Here is a 15,814-nt window from a genome sequence, read left to right as displayed (position 1 = left end):
GTAGCGAATAGAAGTTAAACGGAACAGATCCCGCTACTTTCTTCTATTCGCTATTCGCTATTCGCTATTCGCTATGCCGCGAAGCGCTGCCCTTCACCGCCATAGTAGTTGACGTAGCGGGCGCCGATCTCCTTGACCGGCATGACGACGAAGACGTCGACGGTCGAGAATTCGTGGTCGATGACGCAGCCGTCGCCTATGCGGGCGCCGACGCGCAGGTAGCCCTTGACCAGCGGCGGCATGGCGGCGATCGCCGCCTTGGTGTTCACCGCCTCGATCGGCATCAGATCCATCGAGCAGTAGCGCCCCGGGACCGCGCGAACATCCCAGGCGGAGTCGGTGCGGCAATGATGGGCAAGATAGGTCAGCGCCTCGGCATGCGCCGCCGGCACGATGCCATGGAAAGAGGCGCAGCCGGTCATCACGCCGATGCCGTAATGGTTGATATAAGCCCAGATGCCCTGCCAGAGCGCCTCGATGGTGCGCTTGGAGCGGTATTCCGGCAGAACGCAGGAGCGGCCGAGCTCGAGGAAGCGCTGGCCGGGGTGCCGCGCGATCAGCTTGGTGAGCTCAAACTCGCCCTCGGAATAGAAGCCGCCGGCGGCCGTGGCGATCTCCTGCCTCAGCAAGCGGTAGGTGCCGACGATGCGGCGATGCTCGGGACCGGGAAGGGAGGTATCGAACACAAGAAGGTGATCGCAGAGCGGATCGAAACGGTCGGCGTCACGCCGGTCCTGCGCCTGAAACAGGTCCTTCCTCGCGCCAAGCTCGTCGTAGAATACCCGATAGCGGACTTCCTGGGCGGCGGCGATCTCGGCCTCGTTGCGGGCGAGCCGCACTTCGAGATTGCCGATGCGGCCCAAGGGAGCACCGCTTGCGACAGCGTCGGCGGTGCGGGCAGCGAGCAGGGCGCCGCCGGCGTTCGGCCGAGTGTCACATTCAGGCACGACTGTATGCACGAGTGATTCTCCTTCGAGCCATCCCTCTTGGCACGGGGATACGGTGTAGGTGCAACAGGATTGTGACAGTACCGTGATACGACGTGCCGGGCAATACTTTGTCGGCTGGGCAATACGCTCAACCGGCTATCTTGTGGCCGCGAACGCCAGGCAAGCCAAGGCGTTCAAGGGCTAAAAATTTCCTCAGGCGGCGACCTGGCCCTCGACCGCCTGGACGAGCGCGTCCGGGTCGAGCGGCTTGGTCACGAAACCGCTGGCGCCGTGGGCGAGCACGGCATGCCGGGTCTTTTCCTGACTATCGGCGGAAAGCACCATGATCGGGATCGGCGGCATGGCTAGCGACTCTTCATGGCGACGGATCGCTGCGATCGCGTCGAGCCCGTCCATGACAGGCATATGCAGGTCCATCAGCACCACATCGAAGCGGAACTTGAGGCCGGCATCGGTAACGGCATCGACCGCGGCCTTGCCGTTGCCGACGATCTTGACGCGATGCCCGGCCTTGAGCAGCGTGGCGCGGGCGAGCATGGCGTTGATGTCATTGTCTTCCGCGATCAGCACCGACAGGCCCTGGTCGCGCTTGCGCGAGGAAGCCTCGCGCGGCTGCGGCCGCGGCTGCACAAGCGCGGAGCCATGGCTGGTCAACAGCACCCGCAACAGGGTTTCGCCGCGGACGGGTCTCGCGAGGAAAGTGGCGTAGCCGCTGGCGCGGAATTCGCCGAGCATGCCGCGGTCCGTCGGCGCGATCAGGGTGATGGCCTCGCAGTCGACAAAGCCCGAGTCGCGCAGCCGCTTGAGCAGCCTGCCGTCGCCGATTTCGAGCGCGGCGTCGATCAGGAGCACGTTGCAGCCGGCAGCAAAGGGGGCTGCCTGGCCCGGTGTCGTCGCGATCTCGACACTGCCGCCATGGGCCCTGATCGTGCGGGCGATGGCATCGGCCTCGGTGACGTTTTTCGACAGGATCACCGCCCGCCGGTCGGCGAGGATGTTTGTGGCGATGTGGCGGCGGTTCGCTTGCCGCGACCGCCGGAAGCTCGAGGACGAATTCGGATCCTTCGCCGAGCCGGCTCGAGACCGAGATCGTGCCGCCCATCGCGGTGGCCAGCCGCTTCGAGATGGCAAGCCCGAGGCCGGCGCCGCCATGCACCCTGGTCGAAGTGCCGTCGGACTGCTCGAACTCCTCAAAAATGCGCTCCATATCCTCTTCGCGCAGGCCCGGGCCGGTGTCGGCGACGGTGAAGCAGATACGGTCGGTGGTTTCGGTGCGGGCGCGCGCCACCGTGAGCAGCACGCCGCCCGTGTCGGTGAACTTCACCGCATTGCCGATGAGGTTGAGCAGCACCTGGCGCACGCGGCCGGGGTCGGCGGTGATCATCTGCGGCACGTCGGGCTCGACATGGCACCCAAGGCCGATGTTCTTGGCGAAGGCCTTTGCGGCCAGAAGCTCGATGATGTTGTCGGCGATTTCGCGCAGCGACGTCGGCTGCGGCTCGGGCTCGAAGCGGCCGGCCTCGATCTTGGAGTAGTCGAGCAGGTCCTCGATGAGCGCGAGCAGCGCGCTGGCCGAGGTGGAAATGGCGCCGACATAGGTGCGCTGTTCGGGCGAAAGGTCGGTATCGGCAAGCAGCTTCGCCATGCCCATGATGCCGTTCATCGGCGTGCGGATCTCATGGCTGACGGTGGCGAGGAAGCGCGACTTGGCCTGGCTGGCATATTCGGCCCGTTCGCGCGCGGTGATCAGCGAGGACTCGGCGCGCTTGCGGGCGGTGATGTCGCGGGCGATCGCCCGGTGCGAGACCGCGCCCGTGTCCTTGTCGCGCACCGACAATTCGATCCAGGAGAACCAGCGCGGCCCGTTCGGCGTGCGGATCGCGACATCCGTGGAACTCAGGCATTCATGGTCGGAGAAGGCGGCGTCGGGAACGACGCCGACATCGATGCCAAGCTCGGACAGGGTCTTGCCGGCAAGATCGCGGGGGTCGATGTCGACAAGCGAGGCAAAGACGCTGTTGGCATAAACGATATGGCCGTCGCGGTCGCGATGGACGACGAGGTCGCCAAGCGCATCGATCAGGCCGCGGAAGCGTTCCTCGCTCTCCTGCATCTCCCACATGCGGTCGGCGAGGGTCTCGATCTCGGCGCGGCTGCGGGCTGCGGTCTCGTCAAGGAGTGCCGCGGTGCGACGCTCGTCGCGACGGCTGCGCAGATGCATGGCCAGGCCGGCAAGGGCCGCGGCGGCGAGGCCGGCGGTGACGATGAGCGGCGCTCCGGTGAGATGCGCGAGCCCCGCCATGACCGCGATGGCAACGATCGTAAGGAACGGCAGGCCGTCGCGGCTGGCCGCGGGCAATTCGGGAGCCAGCGGCGGCGCGACAAGCACCTGCCGCTTCGGCGCGCCGGCGATGAGCCTGTCAGCGCCCGCGGCTTTGCTGTCCTGTTCGATGTCGGAGTCCGCGACCATGCGCGGACCATGCCAGACAGAGATTATGGAAGACTGGGAGGGATCGTTCGAATTTTAGCGATTGCGCGGATTCCGGCGGCCCTGCGGATGCAAGTGAAACCGCGACTTCCGGCTACATATCGACGACGACCCGGCCCCTGATCTTGCCTTCGACGATGTCGCGCGCGGCTTCGACGATGCCGTCGAAACCGATCGTGCGCGACAGGGTCGACAGCTTGTTCAAGTCGAGGTCGGTACCGATGCGGCGCCATGCCTCCAGGCGTACCGGCTTCGGCGCCATGACCGAATCGATGCCGAGCAGCGAGACGCCGCGCAGGATGAAGGGCGCGACGCTTCCCGGCAGGTCCATGCCGCCGGCCAAGCCGCAAGCGGCGATCGCGCCGCCATAGGAGGTCATCGACAGCACATTGGCCAAGGTATGGCTGCCGACCGAGTCGACGCCGCCTGCCCAGCGCTCCTTGGCGAGCGGCTTCGCCGGCTGGCTGAGCTCCTCGCGCGAGGTCACCTCGGCCGCGCCGAGGTCGATCAGATAAGGGCTTTCGGCGTTGCGGCCGGTCGAGGCGACGACATGATAGCCAAGGCTGGACAGGATCGAGATGGCGACCGAGCCGACGCCGCCGGCCGCACCCGTCACCACCACCGGGCCGCGGTCCGGCACGATGCCGTGACGCTCCAGCGCCATAACGGAGAGCATGGCCGTATAGCCCGCCGTGCCGACGGCCATCGCATCATGCGCGCTCATGCCCTCTGGCAGCGGTACCAGCCAATCGCCCTTGACGCGGGCCCGGCCGGCATAGGCGCCGTAATGCGTCTCGCCGACGCCCCAGCCGTTGAGGATGACCTTATCGCCCTTGCGCCAGTCGGCATGCGAGGAGGAGATCACGGTGCCGGCGAAATCGATGCCAGGAACCAGCGGCCAGCGGCGCACGACCGGCGCCTTGCCGGTGATGGCGAGGCCGTCCTTGTAGTTCACCGTCGTCGCCTCGACGGCGACGGTGACGTCGCCTTCCATCAGATCGGCTTCGGTGAGGTCGACGACATCGACGGATTGCTTCTTGTCCGCATCGCGCGAAACGAGGATGGCTTTGAAGGTGTCTGACACTTTTTTCTCCTCGGTTCCGGTTGGTGAGAAGTCTGCGGTTTCAACCGCGTCAGGTCAATTGCCTGGATCCTGCGGCTTGGCCTCGCGGCCCCAGCCGATCAGCTCGTCGAAGACGACAAGCGCCGCGCCGACCGAGATGAAGGAGTCGGCAAGGTTGAATACCGCGAAGGACCAGACGGGCGTGTGGAACAGGATGTAGTCGATGACGTGACCGTAGACGGCCCGGTCGATGAGGTTGCCGAGAGCGCCGCCGATGATGAGCGCAAAGCCGGTGCGGGCGACGACATGGCCGGCCGGCGTGCGCGTGGCGAGATAGAGCACGAAGGCGACGACTAGCACGGCGATGACCACGAGGCCGGTATCGCCGAAGGACTCGAACATCGAGAAGGCAATGCCGGTGTTGTAGGTGCGGAACAGCGCCAGGAAGGGCAGGAGGTCGACCTTCTCCTGAAAGGCGAGCCCGTTCTCGACCAGCTGCTTGATCCACTGGTCGAGCGCAATGGAGATGAAGACCAGAAGGACGTAAGGGGACCAGGATTTCACTTGGTAGTCCTCATAGCGAGTCAGTTGCGGGCTCGAGCTTCAACGCGCCGCGCCTTATCTCGAACAGCATCACGCCGGTGGCGACTGCCAGGTTGAGCGAGTCGGCGCGGCCGGCCTGCGGGATCCGGAGCAGGCGATCGCAACTTTCGGCAAGGCTGTCGGGCAATCCCTGCTGCTCGTTGCCCATCAGCAGCAGGACCGGCCCCCTTGAAAAATCGACCAAGCGATAGTCAACCGCGCCCTTGAGGTGCGTGCCAACGACCAGGCCGGAAAAATCGCGCCGCCAGGCGAGGAAGGCCTGCTCCGTCGCCCTAGCGACCGGCACGGCGAAGATCGAGCCCATGGTGGCGCGCACCGTCTCCAGCGAGAACGGATCGGTGGTGTCGCCGACCAGAATGACGCCCCTGGCGCCGACGGCGTCGACGGTGCGGATCACGGTGCCGAGATTGCCGGGGTCGCGGACCCGGTCGAGCGCCACCCACACGTCCCCGTCCCTGGCGCGGATGTCCTTCAGCGGCACGGTCTGCTGGGCAAAGACACCGACCACCATTTGTGGGTTTTCACGGCGGGTGATGGCCGCGAGCACTTTTTCGGAGACTTCGAGCACCGTGCCGCCGGCGGCGACGGTTCGGGCGGCGACCTTTTCGACGGCGGCATTGCCGCGCCCGGCCTTGGCGAAGACCAAGGTCCTGATCGACCAGCCGAGGTCGAGGGCGTCGATGACGAGCTTCAGGCCCTCGGCCATGAAGGCGTTCTGCTGGTCGCGGAACTTCTTCAGCGCCAGCGCCTTGATGTCCTTGACCAGCGGATTGGCAAGGCTGGTGACTTCCTTGACCTGCCCGACAGGGCGCGCGCCGTCATATGCCGTCATTTCAAGCCACCCAGCGCGAGAACAGCGAGGTCGACAGCGCGCGGCCGGCGGATTTCTCGCGAATGATCAGTTCGCCGGATTCGACGGTGCCGCCCATGCCGGCGAAAGTATCGCGCATCAGCGCGTGGATGGCGAAGAAGGAGGCGCGGATCGAATAGGCGGTGAGGACGACGGCCAGCGGTTTCGGCGTCAGGATCGAGCGGCAGAGGTCGGTCAGGCCCGGCAGGTCCTCGAACAATTGCCAGACCTCGCCCTTGGGGCCGCGGCCATAGGCCGGCGGGTCGAACAGCACGATGTCGTAGCGGCTACCGCGGCGCTCCTCGCGCTCGGCGAATTTGACCGCGTCCTCGACGATCCAGCGGATCGGCTTTTCGGCCAGCCCGGCCATCTCCTGGTTCTCGCGCGCCCAGCCGATCGCCTTCTTCGAGGCATCGACATGGGTGACCTCGGCGCCGGCGCGGGCGGCCACCAGCGAGGCCAGACCGGTGTAACCGAAGAGGTTCAGCACCTTCACCGGCCTCTTCGCCGCTGCGATCAGCCCCGCCATATGGTCCCAATGCGAGGCTTGCTCGGGAAAGACGCCGACATGGCGGAACGAGGTAAAGCGGCCGAGATAGTCGATGCCGTCATGCTTCATCGGCCAAGTCTCGCCGAGCGGCGCCTTCGGAAAGCGCCAGCGGCCGATGCCTTCCTCGTCTGTGTCGCCGGTGAAGATGGCGTCGGCGCGCTCCCATTCCTTCGCCGGAAGGGCGCGCTGCCAGATCGCCTGGCCTTCGGGGCGCACGATACGATAGGGGCCGTATTGCTCGAGTTTTTCGCCGGCGCCGCTGTCCAGAAGAGCGTAATCGGCGTTGGGCGCCACTTCCAGGATCAATGGCAGGCGCTCGGCGGGCAGCATGCCCTCGCGGCGCGCCAGCATGCGCGGCGCCGGTCGGGCTTCCTGCCGGTCCGCCGGTTTGGTTTCGCGGCGCTCGGCGGGCGCGGCCTGCTGCCGTCCGGCCGGGAACGGATCACGCAAGCGGGGTTGGTCCGCCCTTGCGGGACGCGGGCGGCCGTCGCGGCGTTTGTCGCGAAAAGATTTCAAGAAGGATCATCTCCGGCGGTTCGGCCCGCTTCTGCCACAGCTAAGCCCACCGGCGCAACAAAGCCCGGCTTATTCAATGGTGGGGCCATCAACCATGCCGGGCGCCGAGCAGGCCGAAACAAAGCGAAATGAAGCCAAGCGCCTTCGCCGCGGTTACCGCCATGTGGCCGGTTTCCCAACGCAGCCGGACGGCTTCGAAATTTTCCGGGATTGGCCCCCGCGTCCAGGTTCCGAGAATATCGTTTGCCGGTTTGACAAGGCCGAACCAGAGCGCCAGCGCGGCCGCATAGAGCAATGTGGCCACGAGCACAAAGCGGAAGGCCGAAGCTTGACCACGCAGCATCCAGGCAAGCAGCGCCGGACAGAGGATGGCAGCTATATCGAGCGGGGCTCCGATCACGGCAAAAAGCAGAAACTGACCATTGAAGACCGTCGTCTCTCGCCACAGCGCCGGCGACCACTTCGTCAACCTGGGCAGCGATTCCAGCACATGGGCAAAGGACGGTCCAAGACTGAGCGCCGCAACGAAAACGGTCAGCACCGACCAGAACAGCAGGGTTCCGCGCATCTCCATTGCGGAGACAACGGCAACGGGACGCAGGCGTTCCGCGGCACCAGGTCGCTTGCCGGGACGTGCGGACCGGCCCTATTGTCCGGCACACCGGTTGCCATTCATGTCCCGCTCGGAACGCCTGCTCGATCTCGTCCAGATCCTGCGCCGCCATCGCCGGCCAGTGAGCGGCCGCACGCTTGCGGACGAGATCGGCGTGTCGATCCGCACCCTCTATCGCGATATCGCGACGCTGCAGGGGCAGGGCGCGCCGATCGAAGGCGAGGCGGGGCTTGGCTATGTGCTGAAGCCCGGCTTCATGCTGCCGCCGCTGATGTTCACCGACGAGGAGATCGAGGCGATCGTGCTCGGCTCGCGCTGGGTGGCGAAGCAGCCGGATGAAAGGCTGGCGGCCGCCGCGACGGATGCGCTGGCCAAGATCGCGGCAGTGCTGCCGGATGATCTGCGCGAAGATCTCGACGCCACGACGCTGCTTGTCGGACCACGCTCGGAAAATGCCGAAGCGATCGACCTCGGCATCGTACGGCAGGCGATCCGCGACGAGCGCAAGCTCGGCTTCTTTTATCGCGACGCCGAAGGCGCGGCATCGAAGCGTCTGGTGTGGCCCTTCGCGCTCGCCTTCTTCGACAAGGTGCGGGTGATGGTGGCGTGGTGTGAGATGCGCCAGGATTTCCGGCATTTCCGCACTGACCGGATGTCCGGGCTGACAGCGACCGGCTTCCGCTATCCGCGCCGCCGCCAGGCGATGCTGAAGGAATGGCGGGCGGGCCTCGACGCTTCCGGCTGATTTGCTGCTGCCAGAATCCGACAGCGGGTACGCGTATGGTCTCCAAGGTGCAGATACTTTGGAGATCGGATATGACCACGCCGAATTTCGTCATCCTCTATGTCGACAGCCCCGAGCGGAGCGGCGCGTTCTACGCCTCGTTGCTCGGGCGCGACCCGGTCGAATCCTCGTCGACCTTCGTCATGTTCGTGCTCGACAAGGGCTTCAAGCTCGGTCTCTGGTCGCGCCACACGGTAGAACCGGCCGCGGCGGCGGCAGGGGGCGGCGGCGAGCTTGTGCTTGCCGTCGAGAACGCGGCGGCGGTCGACTCCGCCCATGCGGATTGGATTGGCAGAGGGATCGACATGCTGCAGGCGCCAACCGATCTCGATTTCGGCCGTACCTTCGTGGCGCTCGATCCCGACAATCATCGCCTGCGCGTCTATTGGCCGAATGGGCAGTAGGCAGTAGGCAGTAGGCAGTAGGCAGTAGGCAGTAGGCAGTAGGCAGTAGGCAGTAGGCAGTAGGCAGTAGGCAGTAGATCCACCCTCTCTATTGCCTACTGCCCAATCCGTACTGCCTATTTGAGCGCCTCGTAGACGGCGATGCCGGCGGCGAGATCCTCAAGAGCTGCGCCGACCGACTTGAACAGCGTGATCTCGCCGTCGCTTTCCCGGCCCTGTTTCTCGCCGCGCGCCAGCTCGTGCAGGTCGGCCACGATCGCTTCCGGCTTCAGCACACCTGAGGCCAGCGGCTGGACGATATCGCCGGCTTCCTTGGTGGCGCCGGCGCGGGTGTCGACATAGACGCGGGCGCGCTTGATCGCGTCGTCATCGCTTTCGCGCATCGTCGGCGTGAAGCCGCCGACGAGATCGACATGGGCGCCCGGCTTCAAAAGCGCGCCCTTGACCAGCGGCGTGTTCGAGATGGTCGCGGAGGTGACGATATCGGCCTCGGCAAGCTCGGCGTCGAGATCGCTGGCCGCGCTTGCCGGAAGGCCTTCGGCACGCAAGGCGGCGGCCACCTTTTCGGCATTGGCCGGCGTGCGGTTCCAGATGCGGATGGATGTGATCGGCCTGACCGCCGAATGCGCCTTGGCAAGGAACGGCGACAACGCTCCGGCGCCGATCACCAGAAGCCGCGAGGCGTCCTTGCGGGCGAGATAGGAGGCGGCGAGCGCCGAGGCGCAGGTCGTGCGCCATTGCGTCAGCAGCTGGCCGTCGATCAGCGCCTCAGGCTCGCCGGTGACGCCGTCGAGCAGAAGATAAAGGCCCATCACCGCCGGCTTGCCGATGGCGTTGTTGTCCGGCGACACGGTGACGATCTTGACGCCGATATGCCCTCCCGCCGAGGTGCCGGCCGCGTTGAAGTCGGTCCAGGCTGGCATCAAAAGCAGGGTAGAGGCCGCACCATCCGGCCGCTCGACGCCATGATGGTGGCGAACCGGCTGCACGGCGCCATCGCGGAAAGCGGTGCGCAATGTCTCGACAAGGCCGGGAAAGGTCAGCGCGCGGTCGACCTCTTCGGCCGAAATGTGCAGCATCGGAGGCTCCGTAGGGCGTTATTCAGTTCGTGGGATTAGGTAACGCCGGTCCCTTGGGCGCCGCCGGCGGGCGGCTCACCGCCTGGCGCAGGTTTTCGGCTTCCAGACCACGCTGGCGCGCGAGCTTGCGGTAGCGGCCCTGCTTGACCCAGGTCGCCATGCTGCCGACGACCATGCCGACCGCCAAGGCAAGGAACAGGAAGATGAAAAGCGGCAGGTTCAGCGTCAGCGCGGGATTGCCGGGATGGAACGGGTCGAGCGTGAAAGCGACGACGCCGCGATTGGCGACGGCGAGCGCGATCAGGATGATTGCCAGCGGCACGAAGACCACGACGAGGATGAAGCGATTGAACATCAGATCTCCACATAGAGAGAAGCTTCTAAGCGCGCATGTCTTTGCCCCGAAACCGGCCTCCACTTTCGGGAGACATGCGTTTAAGCGCCAAGATGCCGTTTCAACCCGCCGGCGCGGCGCTTATTTGCCGCCGTTCAGTCTTTCGCGCAACTCCTTGCCGGTCTTGAAGAATGGCACCCATTTTTCCTCGACCTCGACGGATTCGCCGGTGCGCGGGTTGCGGCCGGTGCGGGCGGGACGGTTTTTCACCGAAAATGCTCCGAAACCGCGCAACTCGACCCGGTTGCCCTCGGCAAGCGCATCGGTGATCTCGTCAAAGATCGCGCCGACGATGTTTTCGACATCGCGCAGGAAAAGGTGCGGGTTGCGCGCGGCAATGATCTGCACAAGCTCGGATTTGATCATGGAACGTTCCCCGTAAACCACTGCAATCGATTATCAGGATGATTTTATTGCTTTTTTGGCTCGCCCCAGCGAGATGTCAAGGGTGCCAGACCGAAACGAGACCGTCAAGAAACAAGCGGTCGGCGCCGAGCTCGTGAATGACATCGCCGCCGGCATCCGGCAGGCCAAGCGCCTTGGCCGCCAGTTTTGCCATCGACTGGGAAAACAGGAAACCGCCAGGCCTGTCCTTTTCCTTCCACTCGACGACCTTGAGCTTGGCGTCCACGCCCTTTGTCGCCAGCCAGTCGATCGCCTCCTGTTCGCCGCCAACGGCGTCGACCAGATGGTTGGCCAAAGCCTGGCGGCCGGTGAAGATCGAACCGTCGGCCAGTGCCAGCGCCTGGTCATGCGTCATCTTGCGGCGTTCGGCGACTATGCCGACGAACCAGTCGTAGCTGTCGAGGATCAGCTTGCGCACCATGGCGCGCTCATCTTCATTGGTCGGCTTGAAGGGCGAGGGCGAAGCCTTGAGTGGTGACGATTTCACCTCCTCCAGCTTGACGCCGAGCTTGTCCATGAGACCGCTGACATCGGGGTATTGGATCAGCACGCCGATCGAGCCGACGATCGAGGTCTTGCGGGCGACGATGTGGTCGGCCGCACTGGCGATCATATAGCCGGCCGACGCCGCCAGCGTGCCGACCTCGGCCACCACGGGCTTGTCGCCGGCAAGCTTGCGCACGGCTTCGAATGTCGACTCGCCACCGACCGTGGTGCCTCCGGGCGAATCGATCGACAGGATGACGCCCTTGACCTCCGGCGATTTGCGGATCGCTTCAAGCCTTTTGAGCAGTTCCTCGTCCTCGGTGATGGTGCCTTCGATCTTGACCTTGGCGATATGGGGAACCGCCAGGCCGGTAAATTTGTCGTCATAGACCCAGGTCGAGAAGGCGATAATTGCCGCCGCCAGAACCAGAAACGCGACAACGCGCCAGAAGGTCAGTTTGCGGCGCAAGCGGCGGCGGTCGATCAGGTCGTCGGCTCTCATTGCCATCATCAGCCTCGTTGGTCGGTGGGAAAGCACGCTTTTAAAGCAAGCCTCCGCACACGGCTACCGTTTCCTGAGAGCGCCCTACCGTGAAGCGGCGACGCCGACCTCACGAAAAATTAACGCAACCAGGGTCCCCTATCTGCTATGAAGTACAAGCCGTCTCGCCGGATTCTGGTCGATTTTGCGGGCGGCAGTCGTCACATTTTTGCAGTTTTCCTCCGCTTGTGCTTGCTTGTAGGTGCCGGCATACCACCTATAGGCGGTGTTTGGGCGGGCAAAGGTCCATTAGAAAAGTCATGTTGGCGCGATCTGACGAAACGAGCGATGCCGCTAGGGCATCGGCTCCCGCGACCCAAGGCACGCGTGGCGATGCTTTCAACCGCGCGCAGCGGCACTCGCGCCGCGTGCGCGTGCTGAAATTCGCGGTGCCGCTGCTCGCGGTCGCGATCGCCGTCGCCTTTCCGGTCTATTCCTACCTCAAGGCGCCCCTGTCGGTCTCGGTGCAGGCCGACGGCACCGCGTTCTCCGACGGCAAGCTGGTGATGGCCAATCCGAAGCTCAACGGCTTCACCAAGCAGAAGCTGCCATATTCGCTGACGGCGACCAGGGCGACGCAGGATGTCGGCCAGCAGGCCGTCATCGATCTCGAAGGCATCAATGCCAAACTGCCGGTCGCCACCGACAACATCGTGTCGGTCGATGCAGCGCACGGCATCTACAATCGCGACGCCAATACAATGGACCTGACCAGCGAGGTCAGCGTGACGACGACGGACGGCCTGATGGCGAAGTTCAAATCGATCTTCCTAGACATGGGCAAAGGCTCTATGAAGACGAGCAATCCGGTCGACGTCAGCCGCGGCGGGTCGCGCATCACCGCGGACTCGATGTCGGTCGAGGACAATGGCAGGCTCGTGGTCTTCGAGAACCGGGTTCGCGTCAACATAGATCCAGCCGCGCTGAAGGCAGCGGGGGTAAACGGTGGAGAACAGAATGCGTCGCAGTAAATCCGCGTGGCTTTCGGGCGCTGCTTCCGCATTGCTGGTTTTGGCGACGGCGCATTCTTTCGCGCAATCGAGCGCGACCAGCCAGATCCCCGGGCTCAAGCTATCAGGTGACCAGCCGATCCAGATCGAAAGCGACAAGCTCGAGGTCCGTCAGGCCGAGAGCATGGCCATATTCAGCGGCAACGTCACCGTCAATCAGGGGCCGACCCTGCTCAAGGCCGGCAAGATGACGGTCTATTACGTCAAGGATGCCAACGCTGGCAAAAGCGCCGCCGCCGGCGCGTCGGCAATGACGGGCGCCGCCAATATCGACCACCTGGAGGTCGAGAACAAAGTCTACGTCAAGTCGAACGACCAGATCGCTACGGGCGACAGCGGCACATTCGACATGAAGACGCAGGTGCTGGTGCTTAAGGGCAAGGAAGTGGTGCTGTCGCAGGGCGACAATGTGCTCAAGGGCTGCAAGCTCACCGTGCAGATGAAGAGCGGCCTCGCCAATGTCGATGGCTGCGGCGGCCGCGTGATGATGTCGTTCACGCCCCAGAAGCAGGGCACGCAGCAGCAGGGAGCGTCGGGCAACTGATGGCCGGCGTAACCTCGCTGCTGGCCCGTCTTCCGGGACGGGCGGCCGCAAAGCCGGCTGCGTCGGCGACGGTCGGCACCGACAAGGCAAAGTTCAAGGGCACCCTGATCGCCAAGGGCCTGACCAAGAGCTACAAGGGCCGCAAGGTGGTGAGCGGGGTGACGCTTGGCGTGCGCGCCGGCGAGGCCGTCGGTCTGCTCGGGCCCAACGGCGCCGGCAAGACCACCTGTTTCTATATGGTCACGGGCCTTGTGCCGGTCGACGAAGGCTCGATCGAGATCGACGGCTTCGATGTCACCTCGATGCCGATGTACCGGCGCGCCCGCCTCGGGATCGGCTATCTGCCGCAGGAAGCGTCGATCTTCCGCGGCCTGAACGTCGAGCAGAATATCCGCGCCGTGCTGGAGGTTGTCGAAAAAGATCGCAAGGTGCGCGAACGCAACCTCGACGAGCTGCTCGAGGAATTCCACATCAGCCATCTGCGCAAGGCGCCGTCAATGTCGCTGTCGGGCGGCGAACGGCGCCGCCTCGAAATCGCGCGGGCGCTGGCGACGCGGCCGGCCTATATGCTGCTCGACGAACCCTTCGCCGGTATCGACCCGATTGCCGTCGCCGACATCCAGCAGCTCGTTCGGCACCTCACGGCCCGCGGCATCGGCGTCTTGATCACCGACCACAATGTGCGCGAGACGCTCGGCCTGATCGACCGCGCCTACATCATCCACGCCGGCCAGGTGCTGACGCATGGCCGGGCCGACGAGATCGTCGCCAATGCCGATGTGCGGCGTCTCTACCTCGGCGAGGGCTTCACCCTCTGACTGCTGGTTTCGGGCTGTGGCGCGATTTTCGAAAGCCGCGTGGCGGCTTTTCGCTATTTTAGCGCTCGATAACGCCCCGGTAAGCCGGAGCTGCTAGCGTTTTCCTTGACAAGCAAAAGCCGGGCCAGTTTCTATGCCCGACCGAAAAACAATTGTGCGACGCGTAGACGAGGCGTTTGAATTCTACCATGGCGCTGGCAGCCAAACTGCAGCTCAGACAGTCCCAGTCGCTGGTGATGACGCCGCAACTGATGCAGTCGATCCGCCTGCTGCAGCTCACACATGTCGAGCTCGAGCGCTTCATCGACGAGGAGATCGAGCGCAATCCGCTCCTGGAGCGCGCCGAAGGGCAAGACGACACCTCCGGCGACCAGGCCCAGAAAAGCGAGACTGCGCCCGAGCGGGATTCCGAAGGCGATTGGTTCGAAGGCGAGACGGAGTGGAGCGCCGAAGCGATCTCGCAAAAGCTCGATTCTTCCTTGGAGAATCTGTTTCCCGACGATCCCGGTACCCATGAGAGGCTAGGGCCTGATCTCACGGCGCAGTGGAAGTCGGCCGGCGGCGGCGCTGGCGCGGCGTCATCGGAGGGATTCGATGTCGGCGACATGGCCGCGGCCGCCATCACGTTACGCGAACATGTCGGCGAGCAGATCGCGCTTGCTTCGCTAAGCCCCGGCGAGCGGCTGATCGCGGGCGAGCTCGCCGATGGGCTCGACGAAGCCGGTTATCTGCGCACCGACCTCGGTGAGATCGCGGCCCGGCTCGGTGCGGATGACGCAACGGTGGCGCGCGTGCTCGGCGTCTGCCAGACCTTCGAGCCGCCGGGCCTTTTCGCGCGCGACCTTGCCGAATGCCTGTCGCTGCAGCTCCAGACCCGCGACCGGCTCGATCCGGCGATGAAAGCGCTGGTCGCCAATCTCGAGCTTCTGGCGCGGCGGGATTTCCAGACGTTGAAACGCATCTGCGGCGTCGACGAGGAGGATCTCCTCGATATGCTGGCCGAGATCCGCGCGCTCGATCCGCGGCCCGGCCTGGCGTTTTCGGGCGGCGCGAGCGACGCGATCGTCGCCGATGTCGAGGTGCGCGCGGCCAATGATGGCAGCTGGGCGGTGGAGCTCAATGCCGACACGCTGCCGCGCGTGCTGGTGGACAATGTCTACTTCGCCCGCATTTCGAGCCACGCCAAGGGCCAAGCGGAAAAGGATTTTCTCGCCGAATGCCTGCAGAACGCCAACTGGCTGACGCGCAGCCTCGATCAGCGGGCCAAGACCATCCTCAAGGTGGCGTCGGAAATCGTGCGGCAGCAGGATGCCTTCCTCGTCCATGGCGTGCGCCACCTCAAGCCGCTCAACCTGCGCACGGTGGCCGATGCCATCGGTATGCATGAATCGACCGTCAGCCGCGTCACAGCCAACAAATATATGCTGACGCCGCGCGGCGTCTTCGAGCTGCGCTATTTCTTCACGGCATCGATCGCCTCGGCCGAGGGCGGCGAAGCGCACTCGTCCGAGGCCGTGCGCGACCGCATCAAGCAGTTGATCGACGAGGAAAAGCCCGCCGACGTGCTTTCCGACGACGCCATTGTCGACATGCTCAAGGAAAGCGGCGTCGATATTGCGCGCCGCACCGTCGCGAAATACCGCGAAGGCATGAATATTCCGTCGTCGGTGCAAAGACGGCGGGAGAAGCGGGCGCTCGCGAACGCCGGCCGCTAAG

General features: G+C 64.7%; 16 protein-coding genes and 1 pseudogene. 6 read left to right on the top strand and 11 right to left on the bottom strand.

The genetic code is table 11. From position 1 onward, the window contains the following. Positions 1-71: 71 nt before the first annotated feature. The 7 genes and pseudogenes from olsB to ACVMIM_RS31720 all read right to left on the bottom strand — a co-directional run bounded on the left by olsB (position 72) and on the right by ACVMIM_RS31720 (position 7,594). The gene (olsB, locus tag ACVMIM_RS31750; protein WP_476116860.1) at positions 72-959 is read right to left on the bottom strand and encodes a l-ornithine N(alpha)-acyltransferase; all 888 of its coding nucleotides are present in this window, start codon (positions 957-959) and stop codon (positions 72-74) included. 183 nt (positions 960-1,142) lie between these two features. After that, a pseudogene (locus tag ACVMIM_RS31745) lies at positions 1,143-3,420 on the bottom strand (hybrid sensor histidine kinase/response regulator). A gap of 112 nt (positions 3,421-3,532) precedes the next feature. Then, the gene (acuI, locus tag ACVMIM_RS31740) at positions 3,533-4,522 is read right to left on the bottom strand and encodes an acrylyl-CoA reductase (NADPH) (RefSeq protein ID WP_476116858.1); all 990 of its coding nucleotides are present in this window, start codon (positions 4,520-4,522) and stop codon (positions 3,533-3,535) included. A 54-nt stretch (positions 4,523-4,576) separates the two neighbouring features. Further along, positions 4,577-5,065 carry a signal peptidase II gene (lspA, locus tag ACVMIM_RS31735; RefSeq protein WP_476116856.1) on the bottom strand — a complete coding sequence of 163 codons (489 nt, stop codon included), beginning with the start codon at positions 5,063-5,065 and terminating at the stop codon, positions 4,577-4,579. Between the two features lie 10 nt (positions 5,066-5,075). Further along, positions 5,076-5,936 carry a TrmH family RNA methyltransferase gene (locus ACVMIM_RS31730; protein WP_476116854.1) on the bottom strand — a complete coding sequence of 287 codons (861 nt, stop codon included), beginning with the start codon at positions 5,934-5,936 and terminating at the stop codon, positions 5,076-5,078. Between the two features lies 1 nt (position 5,937). Then, positions 5,938-7,020, bottom strand: coding sequence for an RsmD family RNA methyltransferase (locus ACVMIM_RS31725; protein ID WP_476116852.1), 1,083 nt, complete (start codon positions 7,018-7,020; stop codon positions 5,938-5,940). A gap of 88 nt (positions 7,021-7,108) precedes the next feature. Next, positions 7,109-7,594 carry a DUF1772 domain-containing protein gene (locus ACVMIM_RS31720; RefSeq protein ID WP_476116850.1) on the bottom strand — a complete coding sequence of 162 codons (486 nt, stop codon included), beginning with the start codon at positions 7,592-7,594 and terminating at the stop codon, positions 7,109-7,111. 100 nt (positions 7,595-7,694) lie between these two features. On the opposite strand from ACVMIM_RS31720, the gene ACVMIM_RS31715 reads away from it, so the two are divergent. Beyond that, a complete protein-coding gene (locus ACVMIM_RS31715) occupies positions 7,695-8,378 on the top strand; it encodes a helix-turn-helix transcriptional regulator (RefSeq protein ID WP_476116848.1) in 684 nt (227 codons plus the stop codon). Between the two features lie 71 nt (positions 8,379-8,449). Then, a complete protein-coding gene (locus ACVMIM_RS31710) occupies positions 8,450-8,821 on the top strand; it encodes a VOC family protein (protein ID WP_476116847.1) in 372 nt (123 codons plus the stop codon). Positions 8,822-8,937: 116 nt separating this feature from the next. On the opposite strand, the gene lhpI is transcribed toward ACVMIM_RS31710, so the two are convergent. The 4 genes from lhpI to sppA all read right to left on the bottom strand — a co-directional run bounded on the left by lhpI (position 8,938) and on the right by sppA (position 11,693). Beyond that, the gene (gene lhpI / locus ACVMIM_RS31705) at positions 8,938-9,900 is read right to left on the bottom strand and encodes a bifunctional Delta(1)-pyrroline-2-carboxylate/Delta(1)-piperideine-2-carboxylate reductase (protein WP_476116845.1); all 963 of its coding nucleotides are present in this window, start codon (positions 9,898-9,900) and stop codon (positions 8,938-8,940) included. A 22-nt stretch (positions 9,901-9,922) separates the two neighbouring features. Further along, entirely contained in the window at positions 9,923-10,255 is a 333-nt protein-coding gene (locus ACVMIM_RS31700) for a DUF1049 domain-containing protein (protein WP_476116843.1), read from the bottom strand. Positions 10,256-10,375: 120 nt separating this feature from the next. Further along, positions 10,376-10,660: an integration host factor subunit beta gene (locus ACVMIM_RS31695; protein ID WP_027165368.1), complete on the bottom strand. Its 285-nt coding sequence runs from the start codon at positions 10,658-10,660 to the stop codon at positions 10,376-10,378. Between the two features lie 76 nt (positions 10,661-10,736). Further along, positions 10,737-11,693 carry a signal peptide peptidase SppA gene (gene sppA / locus ACVMIM_RS31690; protein WP_476116839.1) on the bottom strand — a complete coding sequence of 319 codons (957 nt, stop codon included), beginning with the start codon at positions 11,691-11,693 and terminating at the stop codon, positions 10,737-10,739. 293 nt (positions 11,694-11,986) lie between these two features. On the opposite strand from sppA, the gene lptC reads away from it, so the two are divergent. From lptC to rpoN, 4 genes are all read left to right on the top strand, one after another. Next, positions 11,987-12,697 (top strand): LPS export ABC transporter periplasmic protein LptC, encoded by a 711-nt coding sequence (lptC, locus tag ACVMIM_RS31685; protein WP_476116838.1) that lies wholly within the window; start codon positions 11,987-11,989, stop codon positions 12,695-12,697. After that, positions 12,684-13,280, top strand: a complete 597-nt coding sequence (locus tag ACVMIM_RS31680; RefSeq protein WP_476116836.1) for an LptA/OstA family protein — start codon at positions 12,684-12,686, stop codon at positions 13,278-13,280. Before lptC ends, ACVMIM_RS31680 begins: the two co-directional genes overlap by 14 nt. Further along, positions 13,280-14,098 carry an LPS export ABC transporter ATP-binding protein gene (gene lptB, locus ACVMIM_RS31675; protein ID WP_476116834.1) on the top strand — a complete coding sequence of 273 codons (819 nt, stop codon included), beginning with the start codon at positions 13,280-13,282 and terminating at the stop codon, positions 14,096-14,098. The genes ACVMIM_RS31680 and lptB overlap by 1 nt, the downstream gene beginning before the upstream one ends. Positions 14,099-14,286: 188 nt before the next feature. Then, positions 14,287-15,813, top strand: coding sequence for an RNA polymerase factor sigma-54 (rpoN, locus tag ACVMIM_RS31670; RefSeq protein ID WP_476116832.1), 1,527 nt, complete (start codon positions 14,287-14,289; stop codon positions 15,811-15,813). Position 15,814 lies beyond the last annotated feature (1 nt).

Source organism: Mesorhizobium sp. USDA 4413 (assembly GCF_056280365.1).
This window is presented reverse-complemented; position numbering and strand designations above follow the sequence as displayed.